Raw genomic sequence first — 20,647 nt, 5'->3', positions numbered from 1 at the left:
ATGAGTAAGACCACGCAAGCTCCCAAGGCGCTGCGCGGCGTCGGAAACTTCATCGACGACCGCTTCCACCTTGCCAAGACCGGCGAGAAGAACCTTCGCAAGGTCTTCCCGAACCACTGGTCGTTCATGCTGGGCGAGATCGCGCTGTACTCGTTCATCATCCTGCTCGTCAGCGGTGTGTTCCTCACGCTGTGGTTCAAGCCGAGCATGCTCGAGGTCGTCTACGACGGCTCCTACGAGCGCCTTCAGGGCGTTCCCATGAGTGAGGCGTTCGCCTCGACCCTCTACATCGACTTCGACGTCCGTGGCGGGTTCCTCGTTCGGCAGATCCACCACTGGGCCGCGCTGATCTTCGTGGCCTCGCTGGTGGTGCACGCGCTCCGGGTGTTCTTCACCGGGGCGTTCCGCAAGCCGCGCGAGATCAACTGGCTCATCGGCGTCGCCATCTTCACCCTGGCCATGCTCGAGGGCCTCTTCGGCTACTCGCTGCCGGACGACCTGCCCTCGGGTATGGGTGTCCGCATCCTCCAGGGCGTGATGCTGGCGCTGCCGCTGGTCGGCTCGTACGTGTCGATGTTCCTCTTCGGCGGGGAGTTCCCCGGCGAGGACATCATCACGCGTCTGTACATGTTGCACGTGCTGCTGATCCCCGCGCTGCTGCTGGGGCTCATCGTCGCGCACTTCATGATCCTCTGGCACCAGAAGCACACGCAGTATCCGGGTCAGGGACGAACAGACAAGACCGTGGTGGGAACACCCATGTTCCCGGCGTTCGCGGTCAAGGCGGGCGGGTTCTTCTTCTTCACGTTCGCCGTGATCGCCGGTCTGAGCGCGTTCGTACAGATCAACCCGATCCACCTGTTCGGTCCGTTCACTCCGACGTCCATCACCTCCGGTCTCCAGCCGGACTGGTACATGGGCTTCATGGAGGGTTCGCTGCGGATCTTCCCGAACACCCTGGACTTCACGATCCCGATCGGCGCCGGCTACCCGATCATGACCGCGGTCCTGGTGCCGGGTCTGGTGGTGCCGGGCCTGATCTTCGGCGCCCTGGGCGCCTGGCCGTTCGTGGAGCAGTGGATCACCGGCGACAAGCGGGCCCACAACGTCGCGGACCGTCCTCGCAACGCCCCGGTCCGTACCGGTCTGGGTGTCGCGGGCATCGTCTTCTACGGTGTGCTCTGGCTCGCGGGGTCGAACGACATCCTGTCGGAGACCTTCTCGATCGACCTGTACCTGACCACGTACATCTTCCGTGTTCTGGTCATCGCCGGTCCGATCGTGGGCTACATCGTCGCCAAGCGGATCTGCCTGGGGCTCCAGCGCCGTGACCGGGAGACCCTGGAGCACGGTTACGAGAGCGGCATCGTCCAGCAGCTGCCCAGCGGTGAGTTCATCGAGGTTCACAAGGAGAACTCCGACGAGACCACCCACGTGCTGGAGAGCAAGCCGGTCATCACCTCGACCGCCCTGGAAGAGGACGCGACCGACGACAACGGTGTGGAGAACCCGGCGGCCCGCAAGCCCATGGGCAAGCTCCGCCGTGCGCTCGCCCACTGGTACACGAAGGACAACGTGTCCTTCGAGGGCGTGGAGGCCCACAGCGGCCACCACCTGCACCACTCCTCTCATGGAGACGACAAGGGCCACTAGGGTCCACCTGTCGTGACGACGGACCCGGCCGCATCGCGCGGCCGGGTCCGTCGTGTGTCCGCCGGAGGAGCGCCCGGGGCCCCTGGCGTCGCTGAGAGGTGCGCTACGGGGCGCGCGGGTCCGGGCGCACACCCTTGGGTGGGCGCGGGGCTCCGGGGCCGTCAGCGCACGGAGAAGGGGGCCGACCGCCCGTGGCGGTCGGCCCCCTCAGTCATGGGGAGCGTCGGGCTCAGCCCGCGTAGATGTCGTCGATCTCCTTGCTCCACTGCTTGCTGACGACGTGGCGCTTGACCTTCAGGGAGGCGGTCATCTGGCCGTCCTCCTCGGTGAAGTCGCTGGGCAGGATCCTGAACTTCTTGATGCCCTCGGCCTTGGAGACCGCGTTGTTGGCGTCGTCCACGGCGCCCTGGATGGCCGCGATGAGGTCGGCGTCACCGGTCAGGTCGGCGATCTCGCCCGTCTTGTTGTTCGAGGTCTTCCACAGCTCGAAGGACTCGGGGTCGATCGTGACCAGGGCCGCGATGAACTTGCGGTTGTCACCGACCACCATGCACTGGCTGACCAGGGCGTGGGAGCGGATGCGGTCCTCCAGGACGGCCGGGGCGACGTTCTTGCCGCCCGCCGTCACGATGATCTCCTTCTTGCGGCCGGTGATGCTGAGGAAGCCGTCCGCGTCGAGGGAGCCGAGGTCGCCGGTGCGGTAGAAGCCGTCCTCGTACGCCTCCTTGGTGGCCTTCTCGTTCTGCCAGTAGCCGACCATGATGTGGTCGCCCTTGAGCAGGATCTCGCCGTCGTCCGCGATGCGCACGGTCGTGCCGGGCATGGGCTGGCCGACGGTCCCGATCTTGTTGAAGCCGGGGCTGTTGACCGAGGTCGGGGCGGTGGTCTCGGTGAGGCCGTAGCCCTCGACGATGGTCAGGCCGACGCCGCGGAAGAAGTGCCCGAGACGGTCGCCGAGGGCGGAGCCGCCGGAGACCGCGTAGTTGGCCTCGCCGCCGAGGCGGGCGGTGATCTTCCCGTAGACCAGCTTCTTGAACAGACCGTGCTTGAGCTTGAGGGTGAAGGGCACGTTCCCCGTGGCCAGCGCCTTGCTGTACTCGATGGCGGTGTCGGCGGCGGCGTTGAAGATCTTGCCCTTGCCCTCGCCCTCGGCCTTCTGCTGGGCCTTGGTGAAGACCTTCTCGAAGACGCGGGGGACCGCGAGGAGGAACGTGGGCCTGAAGACCGAGAACTGGTCGATCAGGTCCGGGCCGGTGCTGGGGTAGTGGCCCAGCACGGCCTTGCCCTCGATGACCATGACCTGGACGAAGCGCGCGAAGACGTGCGCCAGGGGGAGGAAGAGCAGAGTGGAGGGAACGCCCTCGTGGTCCAGGATGATCGGCTTGGCCGGGCCCTCGAGCGCGGAGCGGGCGATGAAGAGGAAGTTGCGGTGGGTGAGCTCGCAACCCTTGGGGCGGCCGGTGGTGCCGGAGGTGTAGATGAGGGTGGCGAGGTCGTCGGCGCCCACCGCGGTGCGGCGGGTCTCGAGGTCCTCGTCGGAGACGTCGGTACCGGTGGCGGTGAGGGTCGTGAGGTCGTCGCCGTCGAACCGCCACAGGTGGGCCAGCTCGGGGGTGGTGGCCCGGATGCCCTCGACGCGCTTGGCGTGGTCCTCGGTCTCCACGAACGCGGCCTTGGCGCCGGAGTCGGAGAGGATCCACTCGATCTGCTCGGCGGAGGAGGTCTCGTAGATGGGTACGGTGACGGCGCCGACCGACCAGACCGCGTAGTCGACCGCGGTCCACTCGTAGCGGGTACGCGACATGAGGGCGACGCGGTCGCCCTGCCCGATGCCCGCGTGGATCAGGGCCTTGGCGTATCCGACGATGTCGCCGTGCAGCTGCTCGACGGTCACGTCGCGCCACTGGCCGGCCCCGGCCTCCTCCTGACGGCGGGCGGCGACGGCGTTCGGCTCGCTGGCCGCGCGCGCAAAGAGCGTGTCGGTCAGCCGCGCGTCATCGGAGATCTCAGCCTTCGCGGGAGAGCTGTATTCGCGCACGTGATGCTCCTGGACGTGTACGGGTTCTGGGTGGTGGGGACGTGACGACCGTAACAACACCATCCTACTCGTGAGTAGAACAGGTTGCCGTTCGGTATCCAACGGTGATCCTGGCCCGACGCGTCTCGCGGGGCGAACACGCTGCTCGTCGTGTGTCCGCCGGCGGTCGCACGTGGTCGGGTCGGCCTTCTCCTGTGATGTTGTCGGCGTGGTCGTGGCCGCCGGGGAGCGGGTCGCCCCCTGTCGGTCCGTCCGGGAACGCGCAGGTCAAGCGGGTGATCCCGGTTGCTGCTCGCGCGGAGCCGAGACTATCGCGCGCCGCGTTCTTCGTGCACATCCAGTGAGGTTCGCGTCGTTTCCGCCTAAAGCGGACGGGTGTCCGTTTCAGGCGCCGTTCCCAGGGCGCGGTCCCTCCTCCCGGTCTCCGTAACGTGACGGACCCCCGGGGTCATCCCCGGTCAGGCCCTCGGGGGTCCCTGGCTCTTCCCTGAACCTCCCCGGCCGTGCCTGTCGGCGCCGGGTCGGGGCGGTTAACGTGATGCCAGACGCACCTACAGGAGGCTCACGGACATGACCGACAACAACACCGGGCGCTCGGAGCGGTCGGGCGGCGGACGTCCCGACAACCCCGACCTCGTCGACGACGCGCTGCGCCTGGTCGACACCCTCCAGCGCAGGCTCCTGGTCGCCGGGGTCAAACGCGGCGTCAGCGCCGTCACCAACCCCCCTGCCAAGGGTGATGTGTGGGAGGAGGCGATCCGTGTGGAGACGCAGGAGCAGCGCCCCCCGCTGGAGGAGTTCGTCGAGATCGTGCGCAGGAGCGCGCCGGAGGTCGCCGGGCACCTCGGGCGGGCCGGTCTGTCCTTCGCGGACGCCGTGGGGCGCACCTGGGGGGTCGTGGAGCGCTCCTTCGAGCAGGGGCGGGAGGAGGCCGCCCGGGCGCGCGAGGAGCAGGAGGATCGTGATCGCGAGGACCGCGAGCGGGACGCGCGTGCCCGCCGTGACTCGCCGGAGGGTCCGGAGGGGAATTCCCGGCCTGGTGGGCAGGCCAAGGGAGGTGCGGATCCGCAGGTCACAGCGGGGGATTAGGGCAAAGAGGACAGTGGTCGCTCTCGGGGTGTGCCCCGCCGCCCGAGCCTGGTTTAATCGAATGGTTTACACCATTTGAAAACCATCTGCCATGAACCTTGAGACTTATGTCAGAGTTCGGGCGTAAGTAGAAGGAGCTGCCCCCATGCTGACCATTGGCGTAGACATTGGCGGAACCAAGGTCGCCGCCGGCGTCGTCGACCACGACGGGCAGATCCTGGACAAGGTCAAGTACCCCACCCCGGCCAACGACCCGCGCGCCCTGGCCGAGGTCGTGGGCCGGGCCGTACGGGAGCTCCGCGAGCGCCGACCCGAACGCGGGGTCAGCGCGGTGGGCGTGGGCGTGGCCGGGTTCGTGGACGAGGACCGCGCCACCGTCCAGATCGCCGTCAACCTCGGTCTGCACGACGAACCCCTCAAGGAACGCGTGCAGCGGCACGTCGACCTCCCCGTGGTCATCGAGAACGACGCCAACGCCGCAGCCTGGGCCGAGGCCCGGTTCGGAGCGGGGCGCGGCAGCGACCACATCGTCTGCGTGACCCTTGGCACGGGGATCGGTGGCGGCCTCGTCCTCGGCGGCGCCCTGCACCGGGGCCGCCACGGCGTCGCCGCCGAGGTCGGCCACTACCGGATGGTCCCGCACGGCCGCCGCTGCGCCTGTGGGAACCACGGCTGCTGGGAGCAGTACGCCAGTGGCCGCGCGCTGGTGGCCGAGGGACAGGACCTGGCCCGCACGGACCCCGAGAGGGGCGAGCGCATGCTCAAGCTCGCGGACGGCCACGTGGAGCGGATCGAGGGCGAGGTCATCACCCGCGCCGCGATGGAGGGCGACCCGGCCGCGCTGGAGTGCTTCCGGATCGTGGGGGACTGGGCCGGGCTCGGCCTGGCCGACCTCGCCGCGATCCTGGACCCCGAGTGCTTCGTGCTCGGTGGCGGGGTCTCCGACGCGGGGGACATCATCCTCGACCCGGTGCGCTCCTCGTTCGCGCGGCACGTCTCCGGACGTCCCGACCGCCGTCTGGCCGAGGTGCGCGTCGCCGAGCTCGGCGGCGAGGCGGGCATCGTCGGCGCGGGCGACCTCGCCCGGCACTGAGCGACCGCGTCGAGCACCGAGCCCAGCCGACGTGAAGGGGGCGGTCACCGGGAATCCCGGTGACCGCCCCCTCGTGTCCTGTGCGGTGCGACGCTACGCGTCGTCGTCCCGCTTCCCCTCGGCCTGCTCGGCGTCGGCCCGCTCCGCGGCCTTCCGGGCGCGCTTCTCCTCGCGAGCGGCCTCCTTGCGGGCCTTGCGGTCGGTCCGGCGCTCGGCGCGGCGGGTCCGGCGCTCGTCCTTGGCACTGGCCTGCTGCTCGCGCCGGGCCTCCTTCTCCTCGGCCTCGATCTCGGCCTTGACCGCCTGCGCGTAACGGTCCACGTACTCCTGGCCGGAGAGTTCCATGAGCGCGTACATGATCTCGTCGGTGATCGCCCGCAGGACCCGCTGGTCCTTCTCCATCCCGTGGTAGCGGGAGAAGTCGAGCGGCTTGCCGAAGACCACCTTGGGGCGCACACCCAGCTTGGGAACGGTGCGGCCGGGAGGCATGATCTTCTCCAGGTTGATCATCGCCATCGGCACGACCGGGGCCTTCGCCTCCAGGGCCAGACGGGCCACACCGGTGCGACCCCGGTACAGCTTCCCGTCGGGGGAGCGGGTGCCCTCGGGGTAGATGCCGAGCAGCTCCCCGCGCTTGAGCACGCGCAGGCCGGTGCGCAGGGCCGCCTCACTCGCCTTGCCGCCGGAACGGTCGATCGGGATCTGCCCGACACCGGTGAAGAACGCCCGGCTGACGAATCCCTTCACGCCGGTGCCGGTGAAGTACTCGGACTTCGCGAGGAAGGTGATCCTGCGCGGGAGCGGCAGCGGACCGAAGAAGTGGTCGGAGAACGACAGGTGGTTGCTGACCATGATGGCCGGACCGCGCCGCGGCACGTTCTCCACGCCCTCCGCGCGGGGTTGCCACAACACGGCCAGAACCGGCCCCAGGATCGCTTTGACCACCCAGTAGAACATCGCTTCAGATCACCCCTGCACACGCGGGGAGCACTGGGCAGGGCCTGCCACGTCTCACTGTCCCGCTCGGCTGACATTGTCCGGAAGGCCCCCACCGCGGACACGGGGAGGCTGACGAGCGCCATCTTCCCACCACGTGCGGGTCTCCACCAAAAGCGTCCAGAACGGACCCATACCGTTCTTCGCGGGTCAGGAGCAGAACGCGCCGCGGGGCACTGTCGAGGATACTCACGACCGGTGGGGGTCTCGCGGCAGGTCCACCCCGGGACACCCGGGAACACGCCGGGCGCTCCCGGGGTTCGGGCAGGAGAACGCTACCGTTCACTCGATGACAAACGCTCACCCGAGCGACTAGCCTCACGGCTGGGGCCGCCGTCCCGACCGGTTCCCCGCCGAACGATCCCGGGAGCAGATCTGTGAGACCGACCAGCGCCATCCCCCTCATCCCGGGGGCGGACCCCTACAGCCACACGGGTTCGGGCGTCGGAGTCCTGCTCTGCCACGGGTTCACCGGGTCGCCGTACTCGATGCGCCCCTGGGCCGAGTACCTGGCGCGGGCGGGACTCACGGTGGAACTCCCGCGCCTGCCCGGGCACGGCACCACCTGGCAGGACATGGCCACCACCACCAGCGACGACTGGTACGCGGAGGTGGAGGCGGCCCTGCTCGACCTCGCGCACAGATGCGACGAGGTCTACGTCATGGGCCTGTCCATGGGTGGCGCGCTCACCCTGCGCCTGGCCCAGGAACACCCCGACATCGTCCGGGGGGTGGTCGTGGTCAACCCCTCCCTGACCGTGGAGGACCACAGGCTCCCGATCATCGCCCCGATCCGCCACCTCGCCGCCCGCCTGATGCCCTCCACTCCGGGCCTGTCCAGCGACGTCGCGCTGGAGACCGCCACCGAGGGCGGGTACGACCGGGTGCCCACCGCGGCCGCCGCGACACTCCCGAAGCTGTGGCGCGCGGTTCAGGACGGCATGTCCGGTTTGCGGGCGCCTGTTCTGGCCTACCGGAGCCCCCAGGACCACGTCGTCGGACCGGACAGTCTGCGTATCCTCGCTAAGAGGGCGGTCAACACCCGGCTGACGATCCACCTGCTCCACGACAGTTACCACGTCGCGACTCTCGACCACGACGCCGCCACCATCTTCGAAGGAAGCCTCGCGTTCGTGCGCGAGCGCAGTAGAAGCGGGGAAGGAACCGACCGATGACGCAACGTCGGGGCAACGGCCTGCTCGCCGACGCCTACGTTCCGCTGATCCTTCTCGCGCCCTCCCACGCGGACCTCATGCTGGAGGCGCTCCGGCGCAGCGGGATCGCCGCCTACGCGGTCCCCTTGGCGGAGGACGTCCTGGAGCCGACCGGCGGCCAGGTCGAGGACCCACCCACCGACCACCTCTACGTCGACGCCGAGGAACGCGGCGCCGCGGAACGGGTGCTCGGCTCCGAACTGCCCGACCTGAGCGAGAACGGAGCCGGGCCCGACCTGCTGGCCCCGCGCGCCGAGGTCAGACCCGAGGCCGAGGGCGAGGAGGCCCAGGAGGCCTCCGCCGGGCACGAGGGCAACGACGCACCCGTCGGCGGCGACCTCCTGGACGGCCCCCCGGCCAACGCCGAAGCCGAGGCCTCCCGGGCGCGCGCCAACGACGAGGACGACGTCTGGAACGATCTGGTCGCCCGCTTCTACGACGACTCCGAGGGTTCCAGCGAACAGCGGGACCGGGTCGCCTGGCCCGACGTCGAGAACCTCAGCGCCCCCGACGAGCACCAGACGCGGCTCGGGGACATTCTCGCCAACCTGCCCAGGGACTCGGGCGAGGACGACGAGGAGTCCCGCGAGGAGGACCGCCGCCGGGCCGAGGCGGAGCTGGAGGGCCACTACGAGCCCCCGCCCCCGCCGCCCCTGCTCCAGGGCGACCGGGTGGGCATCGCCGCCTGGTTCGGACTCCTGGGTGGTCCGGTGCTGCTGTTCGGCGCTGCCTTCATGGGTATCGCGCTACCCAACTGGGTCATGTTCCTGGCCGTCGCGGCCTTCCTGACCAGCTTCGTCGTGCTCATCCTGCGCATGACCGACTCCAGGCCGCCCGGTGACAACGGTCCCGACAACGGGGCGGTGGTCTGACCCCTGGGCTTCGACGTCCCCCTCTGGCGCGCCTTCGCCCTCTTCCGCGCCGTCGCCCTGGTCTACGCCCTGGTGCCGCTCGCCCAGCACCACGAGTACCTGACCAGGCCCTGGCTCGCGTGGGCGGTGCTGGTCGTCATGGCCTGCTGGACCGTGGTGACGACCTACGCCTATGCCCACCCGGCCTGGCGGACGTCGCGCCTGCTGGTCGCCGACCTCGCCGTGGCCTTCGGCTGCATGTTCGCCACCGGTCTGGCGGCCATGCCCCACTACCTCACCCAGGCGCCCCCGCTGAGCTCCTACTGGTTCGCCGGGGCCGCGCTGTCGGCCAGCGTCATCTGGGGTCGCCGAGGCGCGGCCACGGTCGCCCTGGCCTACGGCTTCGCCGACATCACCCTGCGTGTGCTGATGGACGCCAAGATCACCGCCGCCACCGTGCGCGGGGTGGCACTGCTCCTGCTGGCCTGCCTGGCCGTGGGCTACATGGCACGGGTCGCCGAGCAGGCCGAGCGGCGCTTCGCCCAGGCGGTGACCCTGGAGGCGCGCATCCGCGAACGCGAGCAGCTCGCCCGTTCCATCCACGACTCGGTCCTCCAGGTCCTGGCCCTGGTGCGCCGTCGAGGCGACGAGATCGGCGGCCAGGCCGCCGAACTGGGCCGGATGGCCGGTGAGCAGGAGGTGCGGCTGCGGTCCCTGCTCACCGACGGACTGGACGCGGCGGCGTCGGTGCCGACCGAGCCCGGGGCCGAGGCGGCCCCGGACTCCCCGGCGGACCTCAGGGAGGCGCTGCGCCGCCTGGAGTCCGTGCGGGTCTCGGTGTCGGCCCCGGCCACCCCGGTGCTCCTGCCGGGGAACACCGCGGCCGAACTCGCCGCCGCCGTGGCCGCCGCGCTGGACAACGTGGAACGGCACTGCCCGCCCGGGACCCGGGTGTGGGTCCTGCTGGAGGACGAGGGGCACGCGGTCACCGTGACCGTGCGCGACGACGGCCCCGGCATCGAGCCCGGGCGTCTGGAGCGGGCCCGCGCGGACGGCCGCCTCGGGGTCGCCCAGTCGGTCGTCGGCCGGGTCCGCGATCTGGGCGGCACCACCGAGCTGTACTCGGAGCCCGGTGAGGGCACCGAGATCGAGATGTCCGTCCCCCGCGACTGAACCCCCGGGGGCGGGCGCGGCGTCAGCGGAGCGGCGGCCCGTCCCCGGGTTCCTCCTGGTGGGAGAAGCGTTCCTCGTTCCAGGGGTCGGCCCTGTTGTGGTAGCCGCGCTCCTCCCAGAACCCGCGGCGGTCACCCACCATGTACTCCACGGACCGCAGCCACTTCACGCTCTTCCACCCGTACAGGTGCGGCACCACCAGGCGCACGGGGAACCCGTGTTCGGGGGCCAGCGCCACGCCGTCGCGGTGCGTGGCGAGCAGCACCCCGTCGTCAAGGAAGTCGTCCACCCGCAGGTTGGCGCTGTAGCCGTACTCGCCCCACGCCATCACGTGCGTGACCTCCGGTGACGGCGGGGCCAGCCGGACGAGGTCGGTGGCCAGGAGTCCGCCCCAGGGAACCTCGGGCACGGTGAACCGCATCACGCAGTGGAAGTCGCGGACCACGTCCGTGCGGGGCAGGCCGCCGAACTCCTTCCAGGTCCACCGGTAGGTGCCCAGGGACTCGGTCGCGCCGAACACGCGGAAGTCCCACCGCTCCGGTCGGAAGGTGGGCACCCGGCCGTAGTGCAGGGGCCTGTGCTCGTGGCGCACCGCCTGGCCCGGCGGCAGTCGCGGTCGATGCTCCGCGCCCGTGCCCCCGGCCTCCTCGCCCTCGGACAACCCGTCCTCCCGTCCCTTCGATGCGGCCCCGCGGGCCCTGGTACGTCCCCCCGCGCAGGGGTGGACGACGGCGTCCTGTCATCCTGCCAGGCGTCGGCGAGAGCCACGTCACTCCCCCCGGTTGTGTGGGGGAGCGCTCACCTTGCGCTATAGTCACTGCCATGCAGCAGAACTTTTGGCGCTTTTATGGCTACCGGCCCATCTCCCCGGTCGCCTGTAAAGCCCTGCGCTGACACAGACGACTTCCCAGGAGCCCCGGGCCGGTAACGGCCCGGGGCTCCTTTGTTTTCGCCCGGGGTCGAAGCCCCCGGCCTCGGCGCGACAACCGCGCGGCTCAGCCACCCAACCGACACACAGGGAAAACCACATGGTCATCGTTATGGCGCCGGGCGCCACCGCCGACAACATCGACGCCCTCGTCGAGCTGGTCACCTCCGCCGGAGGCGAGGCGTACGTGACACGCGGCGTCAGCCGCACCATCATCGGCCTGGTCGGCAACGTCGAGCGCTTCCAGGACCTCGGTCTGGCCGCCAAGCCCGGTGTGAGCGAGGTGCTGCGCATCTCGGCGCCGTACAAGCTCGTCAGCCGCGAGAACCACGACAGCCGCACCGTGGTCAGCGTCCGCGGCGTGCCGATCGGCGGCGACAACATGACGGTCATCGCGGGCCCCTGCGCCGTCGAGACCCCCGAGCAGACCCTCGAAGCGGCCCTCATGGCCAGGGCCGCGGGGGCCGCACTCCTGCGCGGTGGCGCCTACAAGCCCCGCACCTCCCCGTACGCCTTCCAGGGGCTGGGCGAGGAGGGCCTGAAGATCCTCGCCGACGTGCGAGAGAAGACCGGCATGCCCATCGTCACCGAGGTCGTGGACGCCGCCGACGTCCCGCTGGTCGCCTCCTACGCGGACATGCTCCAGGTCGGCACTCGCAACATGCAGAACTTCGCCCTCCTCCAGGCGGTCGGTGACGCAGGGAAGCCGGTCCTGCTCAAGCGCGGCATGAGCGCCACCATCGAGGAGTGGTTGATGGCCGCCGAGTACATCGCCCAGCGCGGCAACCTCGACATCGTCCTGTGCGAGCGCGGCATCCGCACCTTCGAGAAGGCCACCCGCAACACGCTGGACATCAGTGCCGTCCCGGTCGCGCAGGGGCTGACCCACCTCCCGGTGATCGTCGACCCGTCGCACTCCGGAGGCAAGCGCGACCTGGTCCTCCCGCTCTCCCGCGCGGCCATCGCGATCGGCGCCGACGGCGTGATCGTGGACGTGCACCCGAGCCCGGAGACCGCGCTGTGCGACGGTCCGCAGGCGCTGCTGGAGGAGGACCTGCCCCAGCTCCGCGACCTGGCGGGCACCCTGGCCACCCTGAGCGGCCGCACCCTCACCCCGGCGCCCGCGCGCGAGCTCGCCGACAGGTGAACGCGGTCCCCTGAGGCTCCGGCCCCGGGGTGAGACGACGGTGCCCCGGACGCTCACGAGCGTCCGGGGCACGTACCGTCCACGGACCCTGAGCGGGTCCGACCGGTCCTACACGGCCGAGGTGACGGCCTTGGCGGCGGAGGGGGCGACCTGGGTGGGCGCGGCCTCACCCAGGAAGCTGGGGCGGTGCAGCTGCGCGGTGGTCACCAGGTGCTCGGCCAGCTCCTCGGCGTCCAGACGCTTCTCGATCTGGCGTAGGTCGGGGATCTTGGCGGCCGTCTCCACCTGGCGCGGAGTCAGCATCGTGCAGCAGTCCTCGTCGGGCAGCTCCGAGATGGCCAGCGTGCCGATCCGGCGGGCCTGGTCCATGATCTCGGTCTTGTCCATGCCGATGAGCGGCCGCAGGATCGGCAGGTCCACCGCGTCGTCCAGGGCGGTCAGGTTGGTCATCGTCTGGCTGGAGACCTGGCCCAGAGCGTCACCCGTGATCAGGCACTCCGCCTTGAGGTCGTCGGCCAGCGCCTCGGCGGTCTTGAGCATCAGCCGCCGCTGGGCCACGATCTGGAGCCGCTCGATGCCGGAGCTCTTCAGCTGCTGCTGGGCCTTGCCGAACGGCACCACGAACAGGCGCGAACCCACCTGGTAGCGGTCCAGCTGGCGGACCAGGCTGTAGGCCTTGTAGATGGACTCGGGCCCGGTGAAGGGCATCCCGGAGAAGTGCAGGAAGTCCACCTTGAGCCCGCGCCGGATCATCCGGTGGGCCGCGACGGGGGAGTCGATGCCGCCGGACATCAGTACGAGGCCGCGCCCGCTCATCCCGGCGGGCAGCCCGCCCTGGCCGGGGATGCCGTCGGTGAAGACGAACGCCTCGTCCTTGTCGACCTCGACGTACAGGGTGTTGTCGGGCCGCTTGAGGTTCACCTTGTAGCCGTGCGCCTCGATGATCCTGGATCCGAGGTACCCGGCCAGGTCGCCGGAGTTCATCTCGAAGCGCTTGTCGCGGCGACGGGCGCGCACCGCGAAGGTGCCCTCGCGGCCCGCCATGGAGCGCACGCCGATGTCGACGATAGCGTCCAGGTCCTTGGCCACGCGGCGCACCAGGTGCACCCAGACCACGCCCATGACGTTGGCCATGCGGTCGGCGATCTCCGCGATCTCCAGGTCGGAGGCGCCGGGCTTGCGCACGATGATCACGCCCGCGCCGCGCTGGGAGAGGCGGATGTCGCCCAGGTCGCGCACGGAGGAGCGGATGTTGTTGTGCAGGCGGCGCTCGAACAGCTTGCGGTTGGAGCCCTTGAGAACGATCTCGCCGAGCTTCATGAGCACGCAGAGCTCGCCGAGCCCGGCGTCGGCTCCGACCTCGGTTACGGGGAGCGGCGCGGACTCAAGCGACGCGGACATGGTGCTACCTCCGGAGGGTGATACCTGGGGTGGGCGATGGAACGATGCCTTCCAGTATCGAACAATCCCCGGACCGCTCGGTCCATTCCCCGTGTACACGGCATCCGGGTGAGACCCCGGACACGGCCGGGCCCCTCCCTGACGTGGGAGGGGCCCGGCACACGCTATGGTCACGCCCTAGCCGAAGAAGACCTCGGCCTCTTCGTAGCGCTCCGCGGGCACGGTCTTGAGGGTGTCGGTGGCCTCGGCCAGGTCCACCCGCACGATGTCGGTGCCCTGGAGGCCGACCATCTTGCCGAAGGACTTGTCGTGCACCGCCTCGATGGCGTTCACGCCCAGGCGGGTGGCGAGCACCCGGTCGAAGGCGGTGGGGGTGCCGCCGCGCTGGACGTGGCCCAGCACGACCGAACGGGCCTCCTTGCCGGTGCGCCGCTCGATCTCCTCGGCGAGCGTCTGGCCGATCCCGCCCAGGCGCACGTGGCCGAAGGCGTCCGTCTCGCCGGTGGCCAGCTCCAGCTGACCCTCCTTGGCGTGGGCGCCCTCGGCGACCACGATGATGGGCGCGTACTGGGTCTCGAAACGGCTCTCGACGTGCTTGACGACCACGTCCATGTCGAAGGGGCGCTCGGGGATGAGGATGACGTTGGCACCCGCGGCCATGCCCGAGTGCAGGGCGATCCATCCGGCGTGGCGGCCCATGACCTCCACGACCAGGGCGCGGTGGTGCGACTCCGCCGTGGTGTGCAGGCGGTCGATCGCCTCCATGGCGATGTTGACCGCGGTGTCGAACCCGAACGTGTAGTCCGTGGCGTTGAGGTCGTTGTCGATGGTCTTGGGCACGCCCACCACGTTGACGCCGCGGTCGTGCAGCTGGCGGGCCACACCCAGGGTGTCCTCGCCGCCGATGGCCACCAGCGCGTCAACGCCCAGACCGGCCATGTTGTCCTTGACCCGCTCGACACCGCCCTCGATCTTCATGAGGTTGGTGCGGGAGGAACCCAGGATCGTGCCGCCCCGGGGAAGGATGCCGCGCACGGCGGAGACGTCCAGGGGCATGGTGTCGCCCTCCAGGGGGCCGCGCCAGCCGTCCCGGAAGCCGACGAACTCGTATCCGTAGTCCTTGATGCCCTTACGGACCACGGCGCGGATGACCGCGTTCAGACCAGGGCAGTCTCCACCGCCGGTCAGCACCCCGACTCGCATACGACTTCTCCTCGACGTTGGTGGGTGTTCCGGGCGCTGGGCGCCCTATGGTCTAGACCATAGTGGGCGGGGGTAGCCCAGGCCAACCCCGCCTGGAGAACACCATCCGAAACCCCGCGTTACGGCCGCCGTTGGAGGGAGTCTTCACGGAGTCATTCGTCCAGGCCCCGGTCGATGGCGTAGCGCACCAGCTCCACCCGGTTGTGCAGGTGGAGCTTGGTCAGGGTGTTCTGGACATGGTTCTGGACCGTGCGGTGGGAGATGGTGAGACGGCGGGCGATCTGCTTGTAGGCCAGTCCCTTGGCCACCAGTCTCAGCACCTCGGTCTCCCGGGGTGTCAGCTCGGGTGCCCGCTCCCGGCCGTCGTCGGAGCGGTAGTCCTCGGCCGACAACCGCCGGTACTCGCCGAGTACCAGTCCGGCCAGTCCCGGCGTGTACACGGCCTCGCCGGTGTGCACCCGGCGGACGGCGTCGAGGAGCTCCTCCCGCCCGGCCGACTTCACGAGGTAGCCGGTGGCACCGGCCTTGACCGCCGCCAGCACGTCGTCACTCTCGCCGCTGGCCGAGAGCACCAGCACCCGCGGCGGCTCGGGCAGCGCCACCAGCGCCGCGGTCAGCTCCACCCCGTTGGTGTCGGGCAGGTGCAGGTCCACCACGGCCAGGGTGGGCCGGACCGCCGGGGCGATCCGCAGGGCCTTGGCGCCGTCGCCCGCCGTCCCCACCACCTGGAGCCCGGCCTCGGCCAGGTCCCGCGCCACCGCGTCACGCCACATGGGGTGGTCGTCCACGACCATCACCCGGATCTCGTCACCGCTCATGCGGCCGACACTACTAGGGCGTGTTCGGCGGGCACACGCCCTGCTACACGTCGCCCCAGCGGCACTTGCACTGCGTTCTCATCAGTCGACAGCCAAACCCGGGCTGACTCCTTCTTCGGCCTTGCGCCAGCACCACTGGACGCACCGCTCGCGACGGGCAGCACCCACCGAACACGCCCTGACCGCCGCCCCCTCCCGGACAGGGAAGGGGCGGCGGTCATCCGGGCGGCGCGCGGTGGCGCGGAGTCCGGTCAGTCGTCGTCGTCCTCGTCGAGGTCGCCCAGGTCGATCCCGCCGGGAGTGGCGGTGAGCTTGATCTTGGTGCCCTCCGGCGCGCTGCCGGTGTGCGACTGGTGCGCCACCACGCGGCCGCCGAAGATCCGTTCGACCTCGACCTCGAACCCGGCCTCCTCCAGCTCCTTGCGGGCGTCGCGGACGGAGTCGCCGACCACGTCCGGGATGTCGACCTCGGGCGGGCCGCTGGAGACGGTCAGCGTCACGCTGGCCCCGGGGCCGACGTTGGTGCCGGTGTCGGGGGACTGGCTGATCACCAGGCCCTCGTCGATGTTCTCGCTCTCCTCCTCCACGATCTCGGCAGTCAGGCCGAGGTCGCTGAGGGTCTTCTCGGCGTCCTCGCGCTTCTCCCCGGCCAGGCTCGGAACGGGGATACCGCTGCTGACGGTGATGGTCACCGTCCCCTCCCGGTCCGCCTCCGCCCCGGCCTCGGGGCTGGTGGCCAGCACCTCGCCGGGGGCGTTGTCCGGGGAGTCCTGCTCCTCCTGGACGACGCTCTCGTCGTCGAAGCCGAGGTCCTCCATGGCCTTGAGCGCGTTGGCGACGTCGTCGCCAACGAGGTCGGGCATGGACACGTTCTGCGGGCCCTTGGACAGGAACACCGTCACCGTGTCACCCGGGGAGAGGCGGTCGTCCACCTCCGGATCGGTGTCGCCGACCTCACCGGCGGCGGCGTCGTCGCTGTACACCGTGTCGTCGGACAGATCGACCACCAGACCGGCCCCGCGGATCTGCTCGCTGGCGGCCTCGGGGGACAGCCCGATCACGTCGGGGACGGACTCGTAGCGGCCGAGCAGGAACCACCAGCCCGCCACACCCACGACCAGGGCCGTCACGAGCGCCCCGACCACCAGGAGGCGGTTGCGCGAGAACCACGACCCGCCCCTCACGGGGTAGTCGTCGTAACCGTCGTCGTCGTAGTCGTCCCGGCCCAGGTCGGCGCCGTTCATGTCCACGACCATGGTGGCGTTCTCGGTACCCGGACCTGCGCCGCCCGCGATCAGCTGGGGCGCGGTCATGGTGGCGGCCGAGTTGGCCTGCGGGGCCACGGGGGCCAACGGCGCGGCCGGAGCCGAGCCGGTGTCCGGCAGGGTGCGCAGGACCTCCAGGACCTTGGCCAGGTACTGGCCCGCGTTGCTCGGACGGTACCGGGGGTCGCGCTCGGTGGCCTTGGTGACCAGGCCGTCGACCTCGGGCGGCAGGTTCGGCAGGAAGTGCGAGGGACGCGGGACGTCCTCGGTCACGTGCTGGTAGGCGATCGCGATCGGCGTCTCACCGGTGTGCGGCTGGCCGCCGGTGAGCAGTTCGTAGAGCATGATCCCGGCGGCGTAGACGTCGCTGCGCGCGTCGGCGGTGCCCTTCTCGATCTGCTCGGGCGCCAGGTAGGCGGCGGTGCCCATGAGCGTGCCGGTACGGGTCAACCCCTGGTTGGACTGCTCCACCGCGCGGGCCAGACCGAAGTCGGCCACCTTGACCCGGCCGTCCTTGCTGATGAGGACGTTCTCGGGCTTGACGTCGCGGTGCACCATGCCGGCCTGGTGGGCGGCGCCGAGCGCGGCCAGCACCGAGGCCATGAAGTTCAGGGCCTGCTGCGGGCCCAGCCGACCGTGCTCCTTGAGGAGGTCGCGCAGGGTCTGGCCCGGGACGTACTCCATGGCCAGGAAGACGTGTCCCTGGTCCTCACCCTGGTCGAAGACCTGCACGACGTTGGGATGCGAGAGCTTGGCGACCGAGTGGGCCTCGTTGATGAAGCGCTGGACGAAGGTCGGGTCCTGGGCCAGGGAGGGGTGCATGACCTTGAGTGCCAGCCGTCGGTCCAGCCTCAGGTCGTGGGCGACGTAGACCGTCGCCATGCCGCCACCGGCGATCCTTGACTCGACGAAGTAGCGACGGTCCAGCGTCGCGCCTACAAGCGGGTCGGAAGTCGTCATGTCCACGGCGGGATTGTGTCCTTGCTGCGGGGAGCGCGGGCGTTCGCTGCCGGTGGCGCGTACCCGACACCTGGTGTCGATCCGACACGATAGCGGAAGCCGGTGTCAGGTTTGCCCCGCGGTTCACGGTCGCGGCGGCCCTCGTGTCCACCGTCGTGGAGCCGACCGGAGTCGGTTCGGGGCGTTCGCGCCTGGGCGGTATGTGGGTGCGGTGCCGCCGCGCGGCACGCACACCCCTCCCACGGTAGGGGACGGCACCAAACCCGGTTTTCACGGTGTGTTCGAGTGTCGTGACCCCATGTCCAGGGTGGTGTGTCCGCGCAGGCGGCGGCCCCGGCCCCCGGCCCCCACCGTGGCGGTGTCCTCTGGGGACGCTCAGACCACGTCGGGGCTGGACGCCCTGGCGTGGCGCCGGACCGGGATGCGTCCGGCCAGCCGGGCGCCGCGTCCGGCGCGCACGGCGTCGCGCATCGCCGTGGCCATCCGGACCGGCTCCTGGGCGCGTGTCACGGCCGTGGCCAACAACACGGCGTCACAGCCCAGCTCCATCGCCAGGGCGGCGTCGCTGGCCGTGCCGATGCCCGCGTCGACGATCACCGGGACGTCGGCCTGCTCGACGATCAGCTCCAGGTTGTGCGGGTTGCGGATGCCCAGACCGGAACCGATCGGCGCGGCCAGCGGCAGCACGGCCGCGCAGCCCAGCTGCTCCAGGCGACGCGCCAGCACCGGGTCGTCGTTGGTGTAGGGCAGCACGGTGAAGCCGTCGTCGACCAGCGCCTCCGCGGCGTCCAGCAGTTCCACCGGGTCGGGCAGGAGGGTGTGCTCGTCGGCGACCACCTCCAGCTTCACCCAGTCGGTGCCCAGCGCCTCGCGGCCGAGCTTCGCCGTGCGCACGGCGTCCACGGCGGTGAAGCACCCGGCGGTGTTGGGCAGCGGGCGGATGCCGTTGCGGTCCAGGACGTCCCACACCGACCCCTGGGTGCCCGGGCTGATCCGGCGCATCGCCACGGTGGTGAGTTCGGTCCCCGACGCCAGGAGCGCCTCCTCCAGGACCTCCAGGGAGGGCGCCCCGCCGGTACCGGTGATGAGGCGGGAGCCGAAGGAGACCCCCGCGATGACGAGCGGGTCCTCCGGGGCGCTTTCCGCGACGGTCACGGACTCGTGCGTCTGTGTCATGGTTCAGCCTCCCTGTACGGCGGTGAGGACGTCCACGCGGTCGCCCGCGCGGAGCGCGGTGTCCGTCCAGGCGGTGCGGCGCACCACCTCGTCGTTGACCGCGACCGCGATCCCCCCGGGGACGGCGCCGTCCCCGGCGTCGGTGAGCGCGCGCACGACCCCGTCCACGGTGGTCGCCGCGCTGTCCCGGGCCTGTCCGTTGATGATCAGTTCCACTGCTACTCCCACGTCTGCTCACGCGTCCATCTGCTGGCTGCGAACCGGCGCGCGTACGGGGGCAGCGCGCCGGTGGTGAGGGCCTCGGCCATGACCTCCCCGGTCACCGGGGCCAGCAGGACCCCGTGCCGGAAGTGCCCGGCGGCCAGGTGTAGTCCGGGGACCCGTGTCGGGCCCAGGAGGGGTTCGTTGTCGGGTGAGCCCGGCCGCAGCCCCACACAGGTCTCGACGACCTCCAGCTCGCTCACCCCCGGGACGAGTTCGCGCGCGTCCCGCAGGACCTGCCAGAGCCCGCCCACCGTCAGGGATGTGTCGTGGCCCAGTTCCTCCTGGGTGGCGCCGACGATCACCTCGCCGTCCGCGCGGGGCACCAGGTAGACGGGGAACCCGCGCACCAGGCCGCGCACGGTGCGGGTGACCAGCGGTGGTTCCCCCGCGGGGACCCGGGCGCGCAACAGTTGCCCCTTGACCGGGCGCAGCGGCGGCACCACGGGTTCGGGCACCCGCACCCGGTCGCCCCAGCACCCGGCGGCGAGCACCACCTGTTCGGCGGGCAGCGCGGAGCCGTCGGCCAGGCGCACGCCCAGTCGCGCCCCGTCGGGGCCGGGGGTGGCGACCTCCTCCGCGTACCCGGAGACCTCGCGCACGCCCGCGCGCTCCCCGGCCCGGGCCAGGGCCAGAAGCAGGGCGCGCGGGTTCACGGAGTGGTCCTCGGGGGCCAGTACCCCGCCGCGCACGCCGGGCGCGAGGGTGGGTTCGAGGCGGCGGCACTCGCGGCTGGTCAGCCGTTGAGTGGGGATGCCCAGGCGTTCCTGGAGGGCGTGCAGGTCGGTGAGGACGGCCAGGTCGTCGCTGTCGAAGGCGACCAGGAGGGTGCCGGTGCGGCGGTGGCCGACGTCGACCCCGCTGGCCTCCTCCAGTTCGGCGACGAAGTCGTCGTACAGGCGCGCGGAGCGCACCCCCATCTCCATCAGCTCCTCCTCACCGAAGACCGCCTCGGTGGCGGGGGTGAGCATGCCCGCGGCGACGGTCGAGGAGGCGCGGGCGGCGGAGGGTTCGGTGACGGGGTCGGGTTCGACGAGGGTGACGGCGAGGCCGCGCTGGGCGGCCCGCCAGGCGGTGACCCGGCCGACGACACCGCCGCCGACCACGACCACGGTAGTGGTGGGATGAATCGTCTTCTGCGGGGGAACGTCGTTGGTGCGCACGGCGCCGTGTTCCACTCCCTTCGCCGGTATGACCCGGATCAGGTTCGTGCGGTCGGAGGCCGCGAGCCTCCCTCTCAGCCGGGTCCACCCGGCTCCCGCGGGACATGTCTGTCCACCCATCCTAGGACAACCCGTCCGGACCGGCCGTGGCGGGGATCTCCCAGGCAGGGAGCCCCCAGGGCGGCGCGATGGTCTCCGGGGCCCGGTCGGGTGTGGCA

The 20,647-nt window shown here is 70.8% G+C and carries 17 protein-coding genes and 1 riboswitch; of the genes, 7 read left to right on the top strand and 10 right to left on the bottom strand.

Annotation, left to right across the window (positions count from 1 at the left end; genetic code table 11):
• Positions 1-1,653, top strand: a complete 1,653-nt coding sequence (locus ADX84_RS00155; protein ID WP_049565559.1) for a cytochrome bc complex cytochrome b subunit — start codon at positions 1-3, stop codon at positions 1,651-1,653.
• Between the two features lie 229 nt (positions 1,654-1,882).
• Here the strand turns inward: ADX84_RS00155 and ADX84_RS00150 are convergent, their stop codons facing one another.
• Entirely contained in the window at positions 1,883-3,691 is a 1,809-nt protein-coding gene (locus tag ADX84_RS00150) for a long-chain fatty acid--CoA ligase (RefSeq protein WP_049565557.1), read from the bottom strand.
• A gap of 570 nt (positions 3,692-4,261) precedes the next feature.
• On the opposite strand from ADX84_RS00150, the gene ADX84_RS00145 reads away from it, so the two are divergent.
• Complete coding sequence (locus ADX84_RS00145; RefSeq protein WP_049565552.1) at positions 4,262-4,780, top strand: hypothetical protein; 519 nt, start codon at positions 4,262-4,264, stop codon at positions 4,778-4,780.
• Between the two features lie 145 nt (positions 4,781-4,925).
• Positions 4,926-5,873 carry an ROK family glucokinase gene (locus ADX84_RS00140; RefSeq protein WP_049565549.1) on the top strand — a complete coding sequence of 316 codons (948 nt, stop codon included), beginning with the start codon at positions 4,926-4,928 and terminating at the stop codon, positions 5,871-5,873.
• A gap of 93 nt (positions 5,874-5,966) precedes the next feature.
• On the opposite strand, the gene ADX84_RS00135 is transcribed toward ADX84_RS00140, so the two are convergent.
• Complete coding sequence (locus tag ADX84_RS00135; protein WP_049565546.1) at positions 5,967-6,830, bottom strand: 1-acyl-sn-glycerol-3-phosphate acyltransferase; 864 nt, start codon at positions 6,828-6,830, stop codon at positions 5,967-5,969.
• Between the two features lie 416 nt (positions 6,831-7,246).
• Between ADX84_RS00135 and ADX84_RS00130 the strand changes: the two genes are divergently transcribed.
• The 3 genes from ADX84_RS00130 (at position 7,247) to macS (ending at position 10,107) form a co-directional block, all read left to right on the top strand.
• Positions 7,247-8,044: a carboxylesterase gene (locus tag ADX84_RS00130; protein WP_049565543.1), complete on the top strand. Its 798-nt coding sequence runs from the start codon at positions 7,247-7,249 to the stop codon at positions 8,042-8,044.
• On the top strand, positions 8,041-8,955 hold the full coding sequence (locus ADX84_RS00125; RefSeq protein ID WP_049565540.1) for a hypothetical protein: 915 nt from the start codon (positions 8,041-8,043) through the stop codon (positions 8,953-8,955). The genes ADX84_RS00130 and ADX84_RS00125 overlap by 4 nt, the downstream gene beginning before the upstream one ends.
• Positions 8,956-9,027: 72 nt before the next feature.
• Entirely contained in the window at positions 9,028-10,107 is a 1,080-nt protein-coding gene (gene macS, locus ADX84_RS00120) for a MacS family sensor histidine kinase (protein WP_082206219.1), read from the top strand.
• 22 nt (positions 10,108-10,129) lie between these two features.
• Here macS and ADX84_RS00115 read toward each other — a convergent pair whose 3' ends face one another.
• Complete coding sequence (locus ADX84_RS00115; protein WP_199776437.1) at positions 10,130-10,768, bottom strand: molybdopterin-dependent oxidoreductase; 639 nt, start codon at positions 10,766-10,768, stop codon at positions 10,130-10,132.
• 367 nt (positions 10,769-11,135) lie between these two features.
• Between ADX84_RS00115 and aroF the strand changes: the two genes are divergently transcribed.
• Positions 11,136-12,182: a 3-deoxy-7-phosphoheptulonate synthase gene (aroF, locus tag ADX84_RS00110; protein ID WP_049565537.1), complete on the top strand. Its 1,047-nt coding sequence runs from the start codon at positions 11,136-11,138 to the stop codon at positions 12,180-12,182.
• 108 nt (positions 12,183-12,290) lie between these two features.
• Here the strand turns inward: aroF and thiI are convergent, their stop codons facing one another.
• The 7 genes from thiI to thiO form a co-directional block, all read right to left on the bottom strand.
• Positions 12,291-13,583, bottom strand: coding sequence for a tRNA uracil 4-sulfurtransferase ThiI (gene thiI, locus ADX84_RS00105; protein ID WP_049565534.1), 1,293 nt, complete (start codon positions 13,581-13,583; stop codon positions 12,291-12,293).
• Between the two features lie 177 nt (positions 13,584-13,760).
• Positions 13,761-14,786, bottom strand: a complete 1,026-nt coding sequence (locus ADX84_RS00100) for a 6-phosphofructokinase (protein ID WP_017546543.1) — start codon at positions 14,784-14,786, stop codon at positions 13,761-13,763.
• Positions 14,787-14,938: 152 nt separating this feature from the next.
• Positions 14,939-15,604 carry a response regulator transcription factor gene (locus ADX84_RS00095; RefSeq protein ID WP_049565532.1) on the bottom strand — a complete coding sequence of 222 codons (666 nt, stop codon included), beginning with the start codon at positions 15,602-15,604 and terminating at the stop codon, positions 14,939-14,941.
• Positions 15,605-15,855: 251 nt separating this feature from the next.
• The gene (gene pknB / locus ADX84_RS00090) at positions 15,856-17,835 is read right to left on the bottom strand and encodes a Stk1 family PASTA domain-containing Ser/Thr kinase (RefSeq protein ID WP_049565530.1); all 1,980 of its coding nucleotides are present in this window, start codon (positions 17,833-17,835) and stop codon (positions 15,856-15,858) included.
• Between the two features lie 369 nt (positions 17,836-18,204).
• Positions 18,205-19,005 (bottom strand): thiazole synthase, encoded by an 801-nt coding sequence (locus ADX84_RS00085; protein WP_049565527.1) that lies wholly within the window; start codon positions 19,003-19,005, stop codon positions 18,205-18,207.
• 3 nt (positions 19,006-19,008) lie between these two features.
• Complete coding sequence (gene thiS, locus ADX84_RS00080) at positions 19,009-19,221, bottom strand: sulfur carrier protein ThiS (RefSeq protein ID WP_049565523.1); 213 nt, start codon at positions 19,219-19,221, stop codon at positions 19,009-19,011.
• Positions 19,222-19,223: 2 nt separating this feature from the next.
• Entirely contained in the window at positions 19,224-20,429 is a 1,206-nt protein-coding gene (gene thiO / locus ADX84_RS00075) for a glycine oxidase ThiO (protein ID WP_082206218.1), read from the bottom strand.
• A riboswitch (TPP riboswitch) is annotated at positions 20,428-20,538 on the bottom strand. (Overlaps the previous gene by 2 nt.)
• Positions 20,539-20,647: the final 109 nt, after the last annotated feature.

Origin of the sequence: Nocardiopsis sp. SBT366 (genome assembly GCF_001083815.1) — a bacterium.
Lineage (GTDB): Bacteria > Actinomycetota > Actinomycetes > Streptosporangiales > Streptosporangiaceae > Nocardiopsis > Nocardiopsis prasina.
Note: the sequence above shows the minus strand (reverse complement) of the source record. Positions and strands in the feature narration are given on the sequence as shown.